An 18,767-nucleotide genomic window follows, 5' to 3' on the forward strand; every position below is an offset into this window, starting at 1 on the left:
CCCAGCGTGCCGGCCGCCAGGCGGCCGCTGTACGGCCTGCGGCCTGACGCCGAGGCCGTTTCTGACATGGGCCGAAGACCACCGTGGCCAACCGCGTGTGTGGCCTTCCGCGTACTTCGTCGCCGGTCGAAGCACGCACGCCCGCGCACAGGAGGTGCCCGATGCGAGTCGTCGTCGATCTCACCCGATGCCAGGGGTATGGGCAATGCGTCTTCGCGGCACCGGAGGTCTTCACGATGCACGGGCAGGAAGCCCTGCTCTACGACCCCGACCCAAGCGACGAGCAGCGTGAGCGGGTGTTGCGGGCGAAGGCGGCGTGCCCGGTTCAGGCGATCTATGTCGACCGGCTCGCCGCTCATGTCGGCGGCGGCAGGTCTCAGGCGTACCCGGGTGCCGGCGACGGTGACGGTTTCAAACGCAGTGGCCGCGTCGTCATCGTGGGTGCCTCGCTGGCCGGTCTTCGGGCCGCGATGGTGCTGCGCAGGGAGGGTTTCGCCGGCTCGCTGACCCTGATCGGGGACGAGACGCACGAGCCGTATGACCGGCCGCCGCTGTCCAAGCAGGTCCTGGTCGGCCAGGTGCCCTTGGAGAACACCCTGCTGCCCCGGCTCGCGGATCTGGACGCCGAATGGCTGCTGGGACAGCGGGCGACCGGTTTGGACGTGACCGGCAAGCGGGTGCACCTCGCCGACGGCCGGCAGATCGGGTTCGACCGCCTGCTGATCGCCACAGGCGTCCGCGCCCGGCCGTGGCCGAACGAGGCGGAGGCCGCCCTGGACGGCGTCTGCGTGCTGCGCACGATCGAGGACGCGACCCGGCTGCGGCAGCGGCTCGCCACCGGGGCCGGGCGGGTGCTGGTCATCGGCGCCGGATTCGCCGGGTCGGAGGTCGCGTCCGTCTGCCGGGAGCTGGACCGGCCGGTGACGGTCGCCGAGCGGGGACCGTCACCGCTGGCCGGTGCGCTGGGCAAGGTGATCGGTGCGATCGCCGGGGAGATGCAGCGCGAGCACGGCGTGGACCTGCGCTGCGGCACCACGGTCACGGCGCTCGAAGGAGACGCGGAGGGACGGCTGCGCGCCGCGCGGCTGTCCGACGGCAGCACGTTGGAGGTGGAGACGGCGGTGGTCGCGCTCGGCGCGGTCCGCAACGTCGACTGGCTGGAAGGCGCGGGGCTGGCGGCCGGGGTGTGGGGCGTGGGCTGTGACGCGGGCTGCCGCGTTTTCGACATCAACGGTCTGGTCACCGATGACATCTTCGCTGCCGGGGACATCGCACGCTTTCCCCACCCGGTCTACGAATACCAGTTCCTTGCTTTGGAGCACTGGGGCAACGCGGTCGCCCAGGCCGAGATCGCGGCGCACAACATGGTCAGCGACCAGACGCGGCGGTGGGCGCATCTGTCCCTGCCGGTGTTCTGGTCGAGCCAGTTCGGGGTCAACATCAAATCCGTCGGCGTCCCGACGTTCGCGGACGAAGTCATGATCACGCAGGGGTCGGTCGCCGAGCGCCGCTTCGTCGCTGTCTACGGGTACCGAGGACGCGTCACCGCCGCCGTCACCTTCGACCAGGCCATGTGGCTGGAGTTCTACCAGCGGCTGATCGAGCGGGCGGCGCCGTTCCCGCCCGACTTCGACATGGTCGGCAGGCCCGCCGTGATGGAGCCGGTTCCGGCGGAGGTGCCGCAGCGTATCGGGGTCGCCCAGGGCGCCACAGTCGTGGTGACCGGTCATGACCCGGGCGAGCGGCGGGCCACGTTGGTGCGCCCCCAGTGACCCGGCCCAGTGACCGGCCCAGTGACCGGTGATCCGGCCGCGGCGGCCCTTTGATCACACCTGGAGACGTCCCGAAGCCGAGGAGTGTCGTCATGGCGGAGACCAGCATCTTCGATCAGATCCTGGACTACTCGCACCGCCCCGATCCTTACTCGCTGTACGCCGAGCTCCGCAAGACTCCGGTGCTGCGGTGGAAGGACGGCGGCTACGTGGTCAGTACCTACCGGGAGATCGTCGCGTTGCTGCACGATCCCCGGATCAGTTCGATCCGGCCCGAAGACGTGGGCGGCGGCCCGCCGTCGGCTGAGGAGGGTCTGCCGGGCCTGCCGCCCGCCTTCATCCGTCGTGATCCGCCTGACCATGACCGGCTGCGGCGTCTGGCGATGCGGCACTTCGGGCCGCCCCACTCACCTGGCCGGGTCGAGGGCATGCGGGACGAGGTCACCGAGATCGTCACCGATCTGATCGACGCCTTCGAGGGCGGGAACCAGGTGGACATCGTCGATGAATTCGCCTACCCGCTGCCGGTCACGGTGATCTGCAGGCTGCTGGGTGTGCCCCGTGAGGACGAACCACGCTTCCGAGGGTGGGCCGCGGCGTTCGTCGAGACACTCGACCCGAGGGCCGGAGAGGCGGCGGAGCGACGGCGTACCGCCGCCCACGCGGAGCTGGGCGCGTATCTGAACGAGCTGGCCGACGCGCGCCTACGGCAGCCGAGTGACGACCTGCTGTCCGGGCTGGTCACCGGCGACGGCGCCGACGGGCGGATGTCGCGGGAGGATCTGCTGAGCACCGCCGCGTTGCTGCTGGTCGCCGGCCACGAGACCACCGTCAACCTCATCGCCAACGGAATGCTGACCCTGCTGCGGCATCCTGACGTGCTCGACAGACTGCGCCGCGAACCGGATCTCATCGACCCTCTCATCGAGGAGTTGCTGCGTTACGAGCCTCCGGTGCACATGTCGCCCCTGCGCACCGCGCTGGCCGATATCGAGATCGCCGGTACCACCATCCCCAAAGGCGCCCACATCACGCTGATACTCGCCGCCGCCGACCGTGACCCCGACCGTTTCCCGGACCCCGACCGATTCGATCCCGATCGGGAGGACAAGGAGCATCTCGGCTTCGGCGGCGGCATCCATTACTGCTTCGGTGCTCCGCTGGCCCGGTTGGAGACCCGGTTCGCGCTGTCCGAACTCGTACGTCGGCTGGAGAATCCCCGGCTGGTCACCGATCCACCGCCCTACCGGCAGAATCCGGCGCTACGCGGGCCTCGTCACCTCCTCATCGAGTTCGACGGCGTCGTCCGGTCGCCGGCGTGAGCACACCGGTGAGGGTCTATGCCGAAGGCGGTGCCGTACCGCCCACCCGGTGATCAACTCGTCTCTCGCACGAGTCAGGATGCCGCTGCGAGCTGGGCCGACAGGACCACGGGCGCCTCGACGAGCGACGGACCGTACCACGTGAGGTGGCGACCGTTCACCAGCGCCGACGGGATGCCGGGAAAGCACTCGGGCCCGTCGGTCGCGGTGAACCGGTACGGCTCGTCGGGCAGCACCACGAGGTCGGGCCGGGCGGCCACGAGCCGGTCGAGGGAGATCTTCGGGTATCGCTCCGGATGATCGGCATAGATGTTGTCGACACCGAGCCTGGCGAGCACGTCGCCGGTGAACGTGCCGTGGCCCACCACCATCCACGGACGCCGCCAGATGGGAACGACGGCCCGCCGCCTCCGTGCGGCCACGGGCGCCCGCCACGCCCGCGCCGCCTCGTCCAGCCAGGCGGGACGGGGCAGACGGCACGCCACGGTGAGCATCCGGTGCAGCGAGACGAGCGCCTCGTCCACACCTCGGACGGCTGTCGTCCAGACCGGGATGCCGTCCCCCCGCAGCGTCTGGAGGTCGACCTCGCGGTTCTCCTCGAAGTTGGCCAAAACGACGTCCGGCCGCAGCTTCCTGATCAGCTCCAGATTCGGGTTCTTGGTTCCACGGACCCTGGTCACGTCGAGATCCGCCGGGTGGGCGCACCAGTCCGTGACGCCGACGAGGAGGTCGCGGCCGGTGACCGCCACCGCCTCCGTCAGGGATGGCACGAGCGAGACCACCCGGCGCACCCTCACGGGTACGGCGACAGGCACGCCGAGGTCGTCCTTCTCCACACCTCACCATCGCTTCCGCTGGAGATCGGAATTCACACGTTGCGACGGTACTGGCCGCCGATCTCGAACAGGGCGCCGGTGATCTGGCCGAGCGAGCAGACCCGGGCGGCGTCCATGAGGGCGTCGAAGGCGTTGTCCCGGGACATGGCCGCCTGTCGCAGCCGCGCCAGCGCCGCCGGCGCCTCGTCGGCATGGGCCTCGTGGAAGTCGCGCAGCCGGGTGAGCTGTGCCTGCTTCTCCTCCTCGGTGCCCCTGGCCAGTTCGAGCTCCCTGTCCTCGGTAGCGGCGCCGTTCGGGTTCCTGAAGGTATTCACGCCGATGATCGGGAGTGAGCCGTCGTGCTTGCGGGTCTCGTACAACATCGACTCGTCCTGGATCTTGCCGCGCTGGTAGCCGGTCTCCATCGCGCCGAGGACGCCGCCGCGGTCCGAGATGCGGTCGAACTCCTTCAGCACCGCCTCCTCGACCAGGTCGGTGAGCTCCTCGATGATGAACGCGCCCTGCAGCGGGTTCTCGTTCACCGCCAGGCCCCACTCGCGGTTGATGATGAGCTGGATCGCCATGGCGCGCCGTACGGACTCGGGCGAGGGCGTGGTGACGGCCTCGTCGAACGCGTTGGTGTGCAGGCTGTTGCAGTTGTCATAGATCGCGATCAGCGCCTGCAGGGTGGTGCGGATGTCGTTGAAGTCCATCTCCTGGGCGTGCAGGGACCGGCCCGAGGTCTGGATGTGGTATTTGAGCTTCTGCGCCCGCTCCCCCGCGCCGTACCGCTCGCGCATCGCGACCGCCCAGATCCGGCGGGCCACCCGGCCGAGCACGGCGTACTCCGGGTCCATGCCGTTGGAGAAGAAGAACGACAGGTGGGGCGCGAAGTCGTCGATCTTCATGCCGCGCGCCAGGTACGCCTCGACGTAGGTGAAGCCGTTGGCCAGGGTGAACGCGAGCTGGGTGATGGGATTGGCCCCAGCCTCGGCGATGTGGTAGCCGGAGATCGACACCGAGTAGAAGTTCCTGACCTTGTTGTCGATGAACCATTCCTGGATGTCGGCCATCATCCGCAGGCTGAACTCGGTGGAGAAGATGCAGGTGTTCTGCCCCTGGTCCTCCTTGAGAATGTCGGCCTGCACCGTTCCCCGTACGGTGGCCAGCGTGGCGGCCCGCAGCTCCGCCGCCTCCTCCGGGGACGGCTCGCGCCCGTGCTCGGTCGCGAATCGCTCCAGCGCCTGGTCGACGGCCGTGTTGAGGAAGAACGCGAGGATGGTGGGGGCCGGCCCGTTGATGGTCATGGAGACCGAGGTGTTCGGCGCGGACAGGTCGAACCCGTCGTACAGCGCCCTCATGTCGTCCAAGGTCGCGATCGACACACCTGACGTGCCGACCTTGCCGTAGATGTCGGGGCGCGGGTCGGGGTCGTGGCCGTACAGGGTCACCGAGTCGAACGCCGTCGAGAGCCGCGTCGCGGGCTGGCCCTCGGACAGCAGCTTGAAGCGCCGGTTGGTGCGGAACGCGTCGCCCTCTCCGGCGAACATCCGGGTCGGGTCCTCGTCATCGCGTTTGAACGGGAAGACCCCCGCGGTGAAGGGGAAGCGCCCGGGCAGGTTCTCCGAGCGCAGGAAGCGCAGCAGGTCTCCCTGGTCGGTGTAGCGGGGCAGGGCCACCCGTGGAATCCGGCTGCCCGACAGCGTCTCCCTCCACAGTGGGGTGCGCAGCTCCCTGTCGCGGATCTTCACGACGAGCTCGTCGGCTTCGTAGGCGTCCCGGGTCGCGGTCCACCCGTCGAGGAGCCCGCGGCTCTCCGCGTCGACGCGGCTCTCCGCGCGGGCGGCGAGCCGGTCCAGGTCGGCGGTGTCCGCTCCGTCGGCGGCCACCGTCTCGCGCGCGGCGAGGAGGGCCCGGTGGCGGCGTACGGCGTCCGCCTGGCCGTCGGTGTGGGCATGGTAGTCGCGGACGGCCCCGGCGATCTCGGCGAGGTAGCGGGCGCGGGACGGCGGAACGATCCCCGCGGTGACCTCGGAGGCGCTGCCCCGCACCTCGGGAAGCAGTCCGGGCGTGGCGGGCAGGCCGTTGGCGCCGAGCAGGTCACGCAGCCGCTGGTAGAGCGCGGTCACTCCCTCGTCGTTGAAGCGGGAGGCGATCGTGCCGAACACCGGCATCTCCTCCGGGGGAACGCCGAAGGCCTCGCGGTTGCGCACCATCTGGCGGCGCACGTCGCGCAGCGCGTCCTCCGCGCCGCGCCGCTCGTACTTGTTGATCGCCACCACGTCGGCGAAGTCGAGCATGTCGATCTTCTCGAGCTGCGACGCCGCGCCGAACTCCGGCGTCATGACGTACAGCGACACGTCGGAGAACGGCACGATCGCCGCGTCCCCCTGGCCGATGCCGGGGGTCTCCACGATCACCAGATCGTGGCCCGCCGCCCGGCAGGCCGCGATCACGTCCCCGAGGTGCTCGGGCAGTTCCTGCGCCCCGCGCGTGGCCAGGGAGCGGAAGTAGGTCCCGCCCCCGGCCAGGCTGTTCATCCGGATCCGGTCACCCAGGAGCGCTCCCCCGCCGCGCCTGCGGGTCGGGTCGACCGCGATCACCGCGACCCGCAGCTTGTCCTCGTAGTCGATCCTGATCCGGCGCAGCAGTTCGTCGGTCAGCGAGGACTTGCCCGATCCGCCGGTCCCGGTGATGCCCAGTACGGGGATCTCGCGGGCGGCGGCGGCACGGTGGAGGTCCCCGAGCCATCCGGGCTCCGTGCGTCCGGCCTCGACGAAGGTGATGGCGCGGGCCAGCGCCACCTGGTCACCGGCGACCATCTTGGCGATGTCGGGGACGTCCCCGGCGGCGAGGTCCACGTCGCACGCCTCGACGATCTTGTTGATCATCCCGGCCAGGCCCAGCCGCTGGCCATCCTCCGGTGAGAAGATGCCCGCCACGCCGCGCGCGTGCAGCAGCTCGATCTCCTCCCGCACGATCACGCCGCCGCCCCCGCCGTACACCTTGACGTGGCCCGCGCCACGCTCGCGCAGCAGGTCCACCAGGTACGTGAAGTACTCCACGTGGCCGCCCTGGTAGGAGCTGATCGCCACCCCCTGGACGTCCTCCTGGATCGCGGCGGTGACGACCTCCTCGACCGACCGGTTGTGTCCGAGGTGGATCACCTCGGCGCCCTGCGACTGCAGGATCCTCCGCATGATGTTGATCGCCGCGTCGTGACCGTCGAACAGGGCCGCGGCCGTGACGAACCGCGTGGGATGAACCGGGACGTGCATGCCCGCACTCCTACCGAACGACAATTTTACTAGGACGTCCTACTAAATCGCGGAGCATAGAGAGAACGGGCGGCCAAAGCAAGTGCTGATGTGCGTGGCTCGAGGCTGCCGGACTCGCGGAGGGCCGCCCTGAGCCGGTCGTGCGGGGGGCAGGGACAAGGGCAAGGTCGCGGTCACGTCGAGGTCGCGGTCACGTCGAGGCGGAGGTCGAGGTCACGTCGAGGTCGAGGTCGAGGTCACGTCACCTCTCCGAGGCCGTAGACCCGGCGGGCGTTCTCCACGCCGATCATGGTGGCCACGCGTACGGCCTGGGCCTCGCTCCACTCGTCGTCGGCGACGAAGCCGCCGAGGACACGGGTCATCGCCCGGCGCCACAGCAGCGCCCCGAGATGGTGCAGCTCGGCCGGGCCCCAGGCATCGGTGGAGAAGAGGATCTTGGCGAACGGTGCCAGCTCCAGGCTCTCGGCCACGACGGCGACCGAACGCGCGCCGGTGTGGTTCACGCCGAGCCCCACGTCGAAGTACACGTTGGGGTAGACCTGCGCGAGGTAACCGGCGTGCCGGTGGAAGGGATAGCAGTGCAGCAGGAGCAGCGGCACGCCGCGGGGCTCCGCGAGCTCGATCAACCCCCTCAGCAGCAGCGGATCGCCGCGGCGCAGGTCGGCGTCCAGATCGCCGTACCCGATGTGGAACTGGAGCGGCAGTCCGCGGTCGATGCCGGTCCAGATCAGGTGGCGCAGCAGCACGGGTTCGTCCACGCGGATCCGGCCGGTGCTCTCGACGGCGCGCAGCCAGCATCCGGCCGCCTCCGCGACCTCGGCGGGCGCGGGCGGCCGTGGATCGAAGTCGAGCCCGTGACGGTAGGCGACGATCGTCTTCAGGCCCTGTGCCGTACGGCTCCGCTCCCACAGGGCGGCGGCGAAGCGGTCGGCGAACCCGGCCGCGTCCGTCCCGGCGGCGACCACCTGCTCGGCCACGGCCTCCAGCCGGACGACCTCGCCGGCGGGGCGGCCGCTCACCCGCGCCATCCCCGCCGGATCGAGGATCTCGTCGCCGCGGTAGCCGGTCTCGATCAGGAAGTGCCCGATGCCGCTCGCCTCCAGCAGGCGCCGGTTGACCTCGGTCGCGCCGAGCTCGGCGCGGCGGGCGAGGTAGATCTCGGGATCGGCGTGAAGGGCGAGGCCGAGCACCGGCGCGCAGTGCCGCAGGATCGCGAAGCCCACCTGGGAGTCGAACTGGGTCATCCACGGCGGGACCGGCCGATCCGACTCCGTGATCAGCTCTTCGAACTCCCGGCGGGCCGGGTCTCCGGCGAGCGCCCCGTGCGCGTGATGGTCTACCAGCGGCAGATCGTCGATCGCCCGGGCCAGGCCGTCCCCGGACGGCACGGCGGAAAGTCCATGATCCTGGTCAGTGGACATCGGCGATCCTCTCGCGGCGCTCCGTCTCGTCCAGCCCGTCGAGCGAGCGCGACCCCGCCCGCTTCACCGAAGGTAGGTGGAGAGCAGGTCGGGCGCGAGGAAGCCGCGCATGACCTGGCGGACTCCAGAGCGTCCAGCTCGCACCGCAGGCCGGTCGTGCGAGAACGCCTGCGGGCGAGGCCGGGCCCCGTCGAAGCGACCTGATCCTTCGACCACGCGGAAGACCACGAAGACCACGAAGACCACAAGGAACAGCGCGGCCCGCTCCCTGAGTGGGGGCGGGCCGCCTCTGTGTGAGCCGGATCAGTTGCCGTTGAGACGGTCGCCGCCGAGCCAGTACCAGTAACCGCACTTGGTCGGGTACTTGCTGTACCCGCCGATCTGGCAGACCTGGACCTGGACGCTCCGCAGGTCGGACCGCTGGACGCTGAAATCCCTGGAGCCACCGGACCCGCAGTACTTGTACGACTTGAAGCTGGGCGAGCTGTCGTCCACGTCGTCCAGGTCCTGGAAGCGGAACTTCACGTACGCGCATTTGCCGCCCTGGCGCTGGGTGCGGCTGTCGAGGTCCCACAGCTTGCCGGTGATGTTGATGCTGTTGGAGGTGTCGCTGTTCCAGTAGATGTCGATGTAGCCGTTGGTCTTGGCGAGACGGTTCCTCGACCAGTACGGGCCCCAGTAGGGGTTGTTGTCGGCGGAGGCGGAGGCCGTGCCGGTGGTGGAGGCGCTCGCGGCGGTCGAGATGGCCGGGATGCCGAGGGCGACGGTGGCGGTGACGGCGGCGAGAGCGAGGAGGTTGGGGACGGAGCGGCGCATTTCGGTTTCTCCACTTTGAGGACGATCCCCTGCGCGGGTGCTGCCGGGGTGGCACCTCAGTGATAGGCCCGCCCGCCTGCAACCCGCTTTCAGCGGCCGGCAGCCGCTTGTACGCCGCCTACAGACACCTGAACGCGCCAAGAACAGCGAGTACGCCGACCCGCCCGTTCAGGCGGGCGACGCGAGTTCTCCGGAAGATTCCCGCTCCCGATGTCAGCCGTTCTTGGTCAGGCCACGAATGGCACTTTCCTACGACCGAAATTGCTGATGGAGTGGACAGGGTGAGCAGGGGTCACAGGGCGGTCCCCCACACGGCCGACATCGCGCTGGAGGCGTGGGCGGACAGCCGGGAGGAGTGCCTGGCCGAAGCGGTGCTGGCACTGGTGGAGACCTTCGCCGACTTCGGCGAGGCGGTGCCGGACGACAGCGTCATGATCGCCTTGGCCGAGGAGACCGACGAAGAGCTTCTCGTCACGCTGCTCGACGAGGTGGTCTACCTGGTCGAGGTAGCCGGTCGGGTGGCGGTGGACGTGTCGGTCGACGAGCGAACGGGCGTTACCGAGGGGCAGGTCGAGATGCGCCTGGCGACTGTCCCGGTGGAGACGGTCGTCCAGGTCGGCGCGTTACCCAAGGCGGTCACGCTGCACGGGCTGCGGTTCGGCCGTGAGGCCGGGATGTGGCACGCCCACGTCGTGGTCGATGTCTAGATGATTGATGCCAACGGGTTTATCGCGGGGCGGTGCAAGACCGAAGGCCATGGTCGGCTACCAGGACGGCGCGCTCGTCGGCGTTGTGATGATCGGCCTGCCGTCCGCCGTGGCCCGCTACTACTCGGAGCTGATGCGGGCCTCGGCCGTTGCCTGATCTCCTGGTTCCCGCATCCGGATCGGGATCGTGGCCAGCAGTGACGTGCCCTCTCCCACGGGGCTCATGACGTCCATCGTCCCGCCGAGCGCCTCAACGCGGTCGCGGAGACCGATGAGCCCCGAGCCGCGGCGGGGATCGGCACCTCCGATCCCATCGTCGCGGACCGAGATCCGGACGCTCTCCTCCTCCAGATCGAGGTCGACGTGCGCCACGGAGGCGTGGGCGTGCTTGGCCACGTTGGTCAGGGCCTCGGACACGATGTAGTAGGCGGCCACCTCGACGCTCTCCGGCAGGCGCCGGTCGGCGCATACGCCGAGCTCGACCGGGACGGCGGAGCGCCGGGCGAGCATCTTCAGAGCCGGCCCGAGGCCGCCCTTGGAGAGGATCGCCGGATGGATGCCGCGCGAGAGCTCCCGCAGGTCTTCCACGACGCCTGTCAGGTCATGCACGATGTGGGACGCCTCTGCTCGCAGTTCCGCCAGCTCGTACGGCACGGCGGCCTCCATGGCCCGCAGTTCCAGCGCAAGCGAGACAAGGCGTTGCTGGGCTCCGTCGTGCAGATCGCGTTCGATGCGATGCCGGGCCTCGTCGGAGGCCGCGACGATGCGGGCGCGGGAGGCGGCGAGCTCGTCGCGAGCCTCGGCGTTGGAGATCGCGGTCACGACGAGTTCGGTAAGGTCCAGCATGCGCTCCTCCACGGTTTCGAGTTGAAACTCGGAAGTTCTGAAGGAAGCGATCATCACGCCCCACAGGCGTTCCCCCACGTTGATGGGGCTGCCGATCGTGGACGTGATTCCCCGCGTTCGTGCCCACGCAGCGATCTCTCCAGGCCTGTGGTCATAGCTCCTGATCCGCATTGACCGCCCGCTCTTCAGCACCAGCCCCGCAATGCTGTTCTCGTCCCGCGCCCAGCGCGAGCCCAGGGACAGCGTGTACTCAGGGCCACGATCGCTCCACGAGCCTGCCACGACGATCGCACCATCGGGCTCGTAGCGTCCTATCGCCGTGCAATTCGTCTCGAGGATGAGGCCCATCTCGCGAGCGACCGCGCCGAATATCTCCGATGGTGGGACCCCGCGTGCGACCAGCGTCGCGACACGTCGCAGTGCGGCCTGTCCCTGCGCCACCCGGCGGAGTTCGTCGCGGCTCTCCTCAAGGGCACGGCTGATGGCCTCACGATCGTGTGCCGCGCGCAGCAAGGCCTCCAGCGAAGGCACCACCCGGTCGTTCAGCCGTCGCATGGTCGCCTCCGGCAGGTCCGCGGGAACGACAAGGGTTCCAAGTGACGTGGCACCGTCGCGCAGCGGCAACGCCTTGTGGCGTTCGTCGCCGGCGACCGGCTCAAGCTCGATCGCCAGGAACGGCAGCCCCAGCATCTGGGCCAGGCGGCGGGAGACCGTCGGCAGCGCCGAGCGCAGATGTTCCGTACGCAGCAGGAGACGGGCCAGCCGGGCGTCGAGATCGGCCTCACGGTGGCGCTCAGCGGCCTCGATGCCCGCCGACCGCACCAGCGCCGTGCCCGAACTGACCAACAGCGCGACGCCGAGGAAGACGGAAAGCGGTATCCACGACCAGTTACTGATGAGGGTGAAGGTCCTGACGGGCTGGACGTGGAAATAGTCGAAGGCAACACCGCTGACCACCGCAGTCGCCGCACCCAGCCCCAGACCCCACACCATCGAGATCACCACGACGCCGAGCAGGTAGAGCACGCCGAGAGTGCTCCCGGGCGTGACGTCCGCGATCGGATAGTCCAGCAGGGTCTCTGCCACGATGAATACAACCCCGGTGACGATCCCCAGCAGGAGGGGTGGGTGCGCCGGGCGAAGCAGCAGCGACATCAGCCGTGCGCGCATACCCACCAAAATACTCCGATATCACACCGGCTGATTGCCACAGACCAGCAGGTCAGCTAACCGAGGGCACGGTCGAGAAGCACGTGCGCAGCATCGCGTCCAGGACGCGGCTACCCGAAACCGAAGACGTTCATCGAGCTATTGCGCCTGGCCCCCAAAGGTGAAGCCGAACGGGCCGGAGCGCGGTTGTTCAAGCCATTACGGCAGACCGGCAAGCGCCCAGCGTAACGTGGTCAGGCGCGGCCGGCCGCTGCCGTAGGCGGTCCGCTGATCCGGTGTCGAACCCGCCTTTCAGGGAAGCGGACCGGCATGGCCGGAATAACGCTGCGCAGCACCGCTTTCGGTGATCACGCCGTGATCCCTCGCGGTTACTCCCACGATGCCGGCGACGTCTCTCCGCCGCTGCAATGGTCCGGCGTGCCGCCCGAGACGGCCGAGCTGGCACTGGTGTGCGAGGACCCGGACGCCCCCGGCGGCACGTTCACTCACTGGCTGGTCGCCGGCATCCCGCCCGAAAGCGACCATCTGGACGCCGGCGCCAAACTGGGCGAACATCTCGTAGGCCGTAACGACTTCGGCCGGCAGGGATTTGGCGGACCTCATCCACCGGTGGGCGACGCCCCGCACCGGTACTTCTTCCGCCTCTACGCGCTATCCGCACCGCCCGGCCTCTCCGACGGTTTCTCCGCCCGGGACCTCCGCCGCGCGGTCGAGGGACGCGTCCTGGCATCGGGAACGCTGGTCGGCACGTACGCCCGCTGACCGCCGCTGATGTGACCTCGTGTGACCTCGCGCCGGACCAGCGGCCGGCGGGCGGCATCAGCCCGGACACGAACTCGGCCAGAGCGGATACCGTCCTCTGCGGCGACCGACTCGAAGCCTCGGCTGTCGATTCGACCTGCCAGGGCTGCGCTCGTCGCCTTGCTCTGTTCCGATCAGTCGAGCGCGTACACGCGGTGGACGAACTCGGCGAGCTTGGTGTCGGACAGTTCCTTGGCGAGGTCGGCTTCGCTGATCATGCCGAGGAGGCGGTGCCTTTCGATCACAGGCAACCGCTTGATGTGATGCTCCTCCATCGTGAACAGGGCCTCTTCGACGCTGGCGTCGGCGTCCACCCACACCAGGCCACGAGCCAGCTCACCGGCGGTGGTCTGGTCGATGTCCTTGCCCTCGGCGCAGCACGTGACCACGATGTCGCGGTCAGTAATGATCCCCTTGAGCCGGTCGTCGTCCCCGCAGATCGGCAGCGCGCCCACTCCCAGGTCACGCATCATCTGTGAGGCGGTACGCAGGCTGTCGTGCTCGCCGATGCACTGAACCCCCTCGTGCATCACGTCGCGGGCCTTCTTCCCGGTTTCCTGTGTGCTCATCGTGAACCCCCGAAAGCGTCGATGCGCTCATTTCGTCCAGGTTCCTCTACCCCGACAGGACGGCAGAAGCGCGGCGCGGCACCGGAGCTTTCGCTGTTCCATGTGCAGGAGATACGGCAGATACGTACTACCTCGTGACTCCTCCGATCCCTGAAGGAAGCGGCTTCTCGCTGATATTCCAGCTGCACTTATCGATCTTTGAGTTGTCGTCGCCGGCAGTGGCGTCGTCGGCGTCGGCGTCGGCGTCGGCGTTGGCGTTGGCGTTGGCGTCGGCGTTGGCGTTGGCAAGATCATGGCCAGCGTCATGTACCGGTACCAGTGCTGGATAAAGCCGGACCTGACAAGGGGTTGGTAGTCGCGGTCGGGGTCGTGCATCAGCTCTGGACGGATCTCCAGGACTCCACAGTCGCTTCGGCGATGATTTCGATGCGGCGTCCGTATGCCATATGCCCATCGGACACAAAGCTGCCGTCCCTGAACGGCAACCCGCAGAACGTGGCGCGGAAGTGCCCGGGGGGTTCCGCCCGGCGGGAGCGGCTCGTACGCCGCCAATGGCGCCATGTCGTAGCCCGACCGTGCCCCGTGCTTGTTCCGCGCCACCTGATGAGCTGTCACGCGAAGCGCGCCCAGCCTTTCCGCCGCCGCGCCCAGCCCTTCCGATCCCACCCACGGGTCGACGCCCGACCCGCGTAGGGCGTCACCTGCCGTTGGCGTTGGCCTGTACGACGATCAGTGCGATTAGGGCGACGATCGCCAGAGCCGCGAGGACGGCGGCGAGGATCCTGGCGACGCTGTACGGCCGCTGCCCGATGACCTCACCGGTGCTGGCGTTCACCATCACCTGCCAGGTCTTGCCGCCGTGCAGGTAGCTGAGGAACCAGACCGGCAGCAGCACCAGTTTGTAGGTGAGGCCGAAGTACCGTGTGGTGACCGAGCGCACCCGCTGCTCGTCACCGCCGATGTCGTGGCGGCAGTCGGACTCGATGACCGTAGCCATGCGTTCCTTGGCGAGTTCGAGGCCGTCCTCCGGCTCGATGTCGTAGCGCACGGTCTGGAAGCCCGCCAGGTACCTCCCCTGGTACGGAACCGCCTGGTCCAGGAGCCACGGGGCGAGTTTGTCCAGCCGCTCGGAGGCGACCCGGCTCGTTCCGGGGACGAGCACGTCGTCGAAGGCGCGTGACACCGTGCCGGAGGCGTGCGACCAGCGGGTCCGCATCACCTGACGGGTCTCCGTGCGGGTCGAGCCGTTCTCCGTGACGGTGTAGGTCTCGGTCTCCCAGTAGTGGTCGCCCCGCTGGCCGGTGTAGTCGGAGACCGTACGGGCGTCGTACGTCCAGTACGGCAGGTAGCTCCCTTTGAACGTCTCCGCCTCTGTCACCTTCTTGAGGCTGGAGGGGGCGAACCAGCGGGAGGACGTCCACGTGCGCAGCGCGGCGCGGGCGCCGTCCCGGTCGATGCCGAAAGGGAGAATCGCCTCGGGCACGATCCGCTCGGTGGACGCGTCGGTCACCAGTGGTGTGCCGCAGAACTGGCACCGTTCGGACAGCGTGTCGCTCTCCGTGCGCGCCCGGCAACCTGGGCAGACGAACGCATGCGCCGCACCGGCGACTGCCCTCGGCTTGCGCGGCATCTGGGCCAGCTCGGCGTAGTCGTGCTCCCGCACTCCCCGCCCTGCCGGCGCGATCGGCTGTTCCTGCTTGCAGTACGGGCAGCGCATGGAGCTGGTGCCCGGGGCGTACTCCAGACTGGCGCCGCAGGACTGGCAGGGGTAGGAGCGGGACGCGATCTCCGCGCCGGCGCCGTTCGGGTCGGACACGACCGGTCCTCCGGAGGGACGGATAGGGGGAAGGGGACGCGGCGCTCAGACCTGCGGCGGCAGGGGCGGCGGAACGCTGGACATCAGCGGGGACAGCTCGGGCACCTGGTCGGCCGGGAGCCAGGCGGGCATGCCCACACGCCAGACCAGGCTGGCGCGGGTCAGCTCACCAGTACCCACGAGCCCGGGCAGCGCGGCCGGGTCGTAGGGCCCCTGCTGCCGGCCACCGACGGCCACGTACCACTGCTCCTGCGGGGGAAGCGGCGGCGGGCCGCCCGCCGCGCCGGGCGGAGGGGCCGGGACCGCCTGCGGGGCCAGCCCGGCGGCGAGGCGCTGCCCGACGGCCATCCCCATGCCCAGGCCGATGCCCTCGCCCGCGCCACCGGGGTTGCGGGCGGCGTCACCGATCGCGTTCGCGGTCTGGAACCGGGTGTACTGGTCGAGGTCGCCCACGATCCCCATCCGGGCGCGCGTGTCGATCGCCGCCTCGACCTCCGGGGGCAGGGAGATGTTCTCGATGATGAACGTGGGCACCGCCACGCCGACAGGGGCCAGCTCCTCGCTGAGGATGCCCGCCAAACGCGCGCCCAGCGCGTCCTGGTGTCCCGCCAGGTCGAGAACGGGGACGTTCGCGGTGGCCAGCGCGTTCGCCAGCCGTCCCACGATCAGCTGCCGCAGGTACTCCTGTACCTCCTCGGTGCGGAACTGCGGGTCCGTTCCCGCCAGCTCGCGCAGGAGGGCGGCGGCGTCCGTGATCCGGGTCGCGAACGCGCCGAACGCCCGCAACCGCACCATGCCGAACTCCGCGTCGCGGACGATGACGGGATTCTGCGTGCCCCACTTCAGGTCGGTGAACAGGCGGGTGTTCACGAAGTAGACCTCGGCCTTGAACGGCGAGTGGAAGCCGTACTTCCACCCCTTCAGCGTCGCCAGCAGCGGCAGGTTCTGCGTCTCCAGGACGTAGGTGCCGGGGGTGAACACGTCGGCGATGCGGCCTTCGTTGACGAAGACGGCCGTCTGGGACTCCCGGACCACCAGCCGGGCACCCATCTTGATCTCGTTCTCGTAGCGCGGGAAGCGCCAGACGATGGTGTCTCTGCTGTCGTCCGTCCACTCGACGATGTCGATGAACTCACCGCGGATGCGGTCCATCAAGCCCACGTTTCCCCGCCGTCCCCACTCCCCGTACGTCAGTGCCGAACGGCCCGTGCGCGGCACCGCCGATGACGATAACAAGCCCGGCAATCAACGACCAGACCCAGATCTACTGGAACAATGCCGCCTATCTGGAGCTTCACGCCGTCCGTACGGCAGGCCACCCGACGTGCCGAAGATCTCGCACCTCGAGTTACCGCGAAACGAGCAGGCGCGTTCACGGCTCGCAGAGAGGCCGTCACGGACGGCGCGTGTGCTCAGGCGATTGGCCTCGTGAATTCGCGAGCTGACCTCAGTGGCGGGCACGATGCACAAGGTGGCCCGGGCCGAGCCGGTGATCGGAACGGTCGCCTCCACGGTGACAGCGTGGCGGGCCTTCGACAAGCTCGACGACACAGCCCTGGCCAAGGTCGCCCAGGCTCGGGCGGCGCACCGCCGTCTGATCTGGCAGCACCTGGCCACCCGACCGCAGGGCTTCCCGCAGGTGCAGGTGGCCGGGCAGGTCTGGGACGGGTGGCTGGTCATCGACGTCGACGCGACGCTGGTGGCGTGCCACTCCGGCAAGCAAGGCGCGGCACCGACCTACAAAAAGCACATCTTCGGTCTGCACCCGATCGTGGTCACCGTCGCGAACACCGGCGAGATCTTGACCATCTACCTGCGGAAAGGTAACTCTGGATCCAACACCGCCGCCGACCACATCACGGTATTGCGTGCGGCTGTCGCCCAGATCCCGGCCCGCTACCGCAAGAACATCATCTTCCGCTGCGACGGCGCCGGAGCCACCAAGGACCTGCTGAACTGGATCACCTCCGAAGCCGCCGAACGCGGCTGCGACTGGCGCTACAGCGTGGGCTTCGATGTCACCCAACCCTGGCCGGCGGCCGGCCACCCGGCATGCGGGTGAACGCCCGGACCGAACCGCTCCACCCCAAACACCGCAAGAAGGCCAGCGAGGTGAAGAAGAAATGCGGGCAACGCTTCCAGGCCGTCGCCCACGACCTGCCCGGACGCCACTACCCGCGACTGGATGCTTTCCACCGCAACCACGCCGGGGTCCAAGACGCGATCAAGGACAGCAAGAGCCTCGGGCTGCGCGCCTTCCCCTTCTATGCCTCCGCCGCCAACCAAGCCTGGTGCCTGGCCGTCATACTTGCCGCCGACCTGCTGACCTGGCTGCGGCTGCTGGCCCTCGACCACCATTCTGAGCTGCGCAAAGCCAGCCCGGCCCGGCTCCGCCACGCCCTGCTGACCGTCCCCGCCCGCCTGGTACGGCGCGCCCGCCAACGCCTCATCCGACTCCCCGACGACCACCCCCATCACGGCGACCTGATCATCGCCTGGAACACGATCCGCATGCTCGGGCTCGCCATCGCACCTCCCTGACCGAACCCCGGACTGTCCCGACGAGATGAAAGGCCCCGAGGACTCGGCCCGCCAGGGGAAACCAAGGGCTCCACCCGGCGACCACCGGGCCTTCACCATGCCCTGAACCCAGATTGATCGCGAAAGATCCGGGCTGGCTCCACGACGGCCGAGGGATCGCTTCCGAAAATGCTCTAGCCACCTCATCTAGGATGATATTTCCGGTAGGCGGCCGGGCCGTGCCGCTCCATCGTGGGACGGCCCATACCAAAGCCGGGTTCCGGCTATCCAAAATGACGCAGGGTAACGATAATCAGCGATGATACATCGCCGACGGTTGCGGCGATCTTCGAGGCCGCACGCTCTTCAGGATAGATGTTGTCACCGTTTCCCCATTCTTGAATGAATGCGGAAAGAAATTGCACATCGGCCACCGTCTGATATTTATCAGACCTCAGGTGCCACCTACCCGACGTCGCACTCTCTAGCTCCCAACCGGACTCGCGCATCCGGGATATCTGCTCACGAACGGCCGCTTCCGCACCGCCGCGGCCGCGATCTATCACGACATATTCATACTCAAAGAGTGGATTGCTGGCATTGGAAAGCTCTTGTACGGCAACAGCAATTCTGCCACCACGAGCCAGATTCTCTCGAATATCGTCACTAACCATCACTGGAGCACGGTGATTGACGAACCAGACTCCGGCAGCCAGCACGCCAGCGACCAGAACGACAGGGACCAACAGGAAGTAGTACCTCGACGCCCGCTTCACGCCTGATCCATTTCTTGTCGGGTGGCCCCGAGGGATTTCACCTCGGGGCTCCCACAGATCCCGGCGTGAACCTCTCGGTTCACCGGGCTCCTGTCACTCTGGTCACCAGGCGTGCGGGACCGAAGGTGTCCATGGCCA

Annotated in this window: 16 protein-coding genes; 6 read left to right on the top strand and 10 right to left on the bottom strand. The window is 68.7% G+C overall.

Going from position 1 to position 18,767, the window contains the following annotated elements; translation table 11 throughout:
• Nucleotides 1-161 precede the first annotated feature (161 nt).
• Both QSK17_RS33965 and QSK17_RS33970 read left to right on the top strand, forming a co-directional pair.
• Nucleotides 162-1,772: an FAD-dependent oxidoreductase gene (locus QSK17_RS33965; RefSeq protein WP_285710381.1), complete on the top strand. Its 1,611-nt coding sequence runs from the start codon at nt 162-164 to the stop codon at nt 1,770-1,772.
• A gap of 92 nt (nt 1,773-1,864) precedes the next feature.
• The gene (locus QSK17_RS33970) at nt 1,865-3,094 is read left to right on the top strand and encodes a cytochrome P450 (RefSeq protein ID WP_285710383.1); all 1,230 of its coding nucleotides are present in this window, start codon (nt 1,865-1,867) and stop codon (nt 3,092-3,094) included.
• Between the two features lie 74 nt (nt 3,095-3,168).
• On the opposite strand, the gene QSK17_RS33975 is transcribed toward QSK17_RS33970, so the two are convergent.
• From QSK17_RS33975 to QSK17_RS33995, 5 genes are all read right to left on the bottom strand, one after another.
• Entirely contained in the window at nt 3,169-3,930 is a 762-nt protein-coding gene (locus tag QSK17_RS33975) for a helical backbone metal receptor (protein WP_285710386.1), read from the bottom strand.
• A gap of 32 nt (nt 3,931-3,962) precedes the next feature.
• Nucleotides 3,963-7,187 carry a fused isobutyryl-CoA mutase/GTPase IcmF gene (icmF, locus tag QSK17_RS33980; RefSeq protein ID WP_285710389.1) on the bottom strand — a complete coding sequence of 1,075 codons (3,225 nt, stop codon included), beginning with the start codon at nt 7,185-7,187 and terminating at the stop codon, nt 3,963-3,965.
• A gap of 236 nt (nt 7,188-7,423) precedes the next feature.
• Nucleotides 7,424-8,608 carry an amidohydrolase family protein gene (locus QSK17_RS33985; protein ID WP_285710392.1) on the bottom strand — a complete coding sequence of 395 codons (1,185 nt, stop codon included), beginning with the start codon at nt 8,606-8,608 and terminating at the stop codon, nt 7,424-7,426.
• 63 nt (nt 8,609-8,671) lie between these two features.
• Nucleotides 8,672-8,854, bottom strand: coding sequence for a hypothetical protein (locus QSK17_RS33990; RefSeq protein WP_285710394.1), 183 nt, complete (start codon nt 8,852-8,854; stop codon nt 8,672-8,674).
• Between the two features lie 57 nt (nt 8,855-8,911).
• Nucleotides 8,912-9,424: a hypothetical protein gene (locus QSK17_RS33995; protein ID WP_285710396.1), complete on the bottom strand. Its 513-nt coding sequence runs from the start codon at nt 9,422-9,424 to the stop codon at nt 8,912-8,914.
• Nucleotides 9,425-9,705: 281 nt separating this feature from the next.
• On the opposite strand from QSK17_RS33995, the gene QSK17_RS34000 reads away from it, so the two are divergent.
• A complete protein-coding gene (locus tag QSK17_RS34000; protein ID WP_285710398.1) occupies nt 9,706-10,131 on the top strand; it encodes an archease in 426 nt (141 codons plus the stop codon).
• Between the two features lie 120 nt (nt 10,132-10,251).
• Here QSK17_RS34000 and QSK17_RS34005 read toward each other — a convergent pair whose 3' ends face one another.
• Nucleotides 10,252-12,147 carry a sensor histidine kinase gene (locus QSK17_RS34005; protein ID WP_285710400.1) on the bottom strand — a complete coding sequence of 632 codons (1,896 nt, stop codon included), beginning with the start codon at nt 12,145-12,147 and terminating at the stop codon, nt 10,252-10,254.
• A 309-nt stretch (nt 12,148-12,456) separates the two neighbouring features.
• Between QSK17_RS34005 and QSK17_RS34010 the strand changes: the two genes are divergently transcribed.
• Nucleotides 12,457-12,909: a YbhB/YbcL family Raf kinase inhibitor-like protein gene (locus QSK17_RS34010; RefSeq protein WP_285710402.1), complete on the top strand. Its 453-nt coding sequence runs from the start codon at nt 12,457-12,459 to the stop codon at nt 12,907-12,909.
• A gap of 173 nt (nt 12,910-13,082) precedes the next feature.
• Here the strand turns inward: QSK17_RS34010 and QSK17_RS34015 are convergent, their stop codons facing one another.
• From QSK17_RS34015 to QSK17_RS34025, 3 genes are all read right to left on the bottom strand, one after another.
• Complete coding sequence (locus tag QSK17_RS34015) at nt 13,083-13,517, bottom strand: CBS domain-containing protein (protein WP_285710404.1); 435 nt, start codon at nt 13,515-13,517, stop codon at nt 13,083-13,085.
• Between the two features lie 697 nt (nt 13,518-14,214).
• A complete protein-coding gene (locus tag QSK17_RS34020) occupies nt 14,215-15,333 on the bottom strand; it encodes a hypothetical protein (protein ID WP_285710406.1) in 1,119 nt (372 codons plus the stop codon).
• Between the two features lie 45 nt (nt 15,334-15,378).
• Nucleotides 15,379-16,485: an SPFH domain-containing protein gene (locus QSK17_RS34025; RefSeq protein ID WP_285710408.1), complete on the bottom strand. Its 1,107-nt coding sequence runs from the start codon at nt 16,483-16,485 to the stop codon at nt 15,379-15,381.
• Nucleotides 16,486-16,783: 298 nt separating this feature from the next.
• Between QSK17_RS34025 and QSK17_RS34030 the strand changes: the two genes are divergently transcribed.
• Nucleotides 16,784-17,395, top strand: coding sequence for a transposase (locus tag QSK17_RS34030; RefSeq protein ID WP_285710411.1), 612 nt, complete (start codon nt 16,784-16,786; stop codon nt 17,393-17,395).
• Nucleotides 17,392-17,874, top strand: a complete 483-nt coding sequence (locus QSK17_RS34035) for a transposase (RefSeq protein WP_285710413.1) — start codon at nt 17,392-17,394, stop codon at nt 17,872-17,874. Before QSK17_RS34030 ends, QSK17_RS34035 begins: the two co-directional genes overlap by 4 nt.
• A gap of 263 nt (nt 17,875-18,137) precedes the next feature.
• Here the strand turns inward: QSK17_RS34035 and QSK17_RS34040 are convergent, their stop codons facing one another.
• The gene (locus QSK17_RS34040) at nt 18,138-18,629 is read right to left on the bottom strand and encodes a hypothetical protein (RefSeq protein WP_285710415.1); all 492 of its coding nucleotides are present in this window, start codon (nt 18,627-18,629) and stop codon (nt 18,138-18,140) included.
• Nucleotides 18,630-18,767: the final 138 nt, after the last annotated feature.

It is taken from the genome of Microtetraspora sp. NBRC 16547, from assembly GCF_030268965.1.
In the GTDB taxonomy this organism is placed as follows: Bacteria; Actinomycetota; Actinomycetes; order Streptosporangiales; family Streptosporangiaceae; genus Microtetraspora.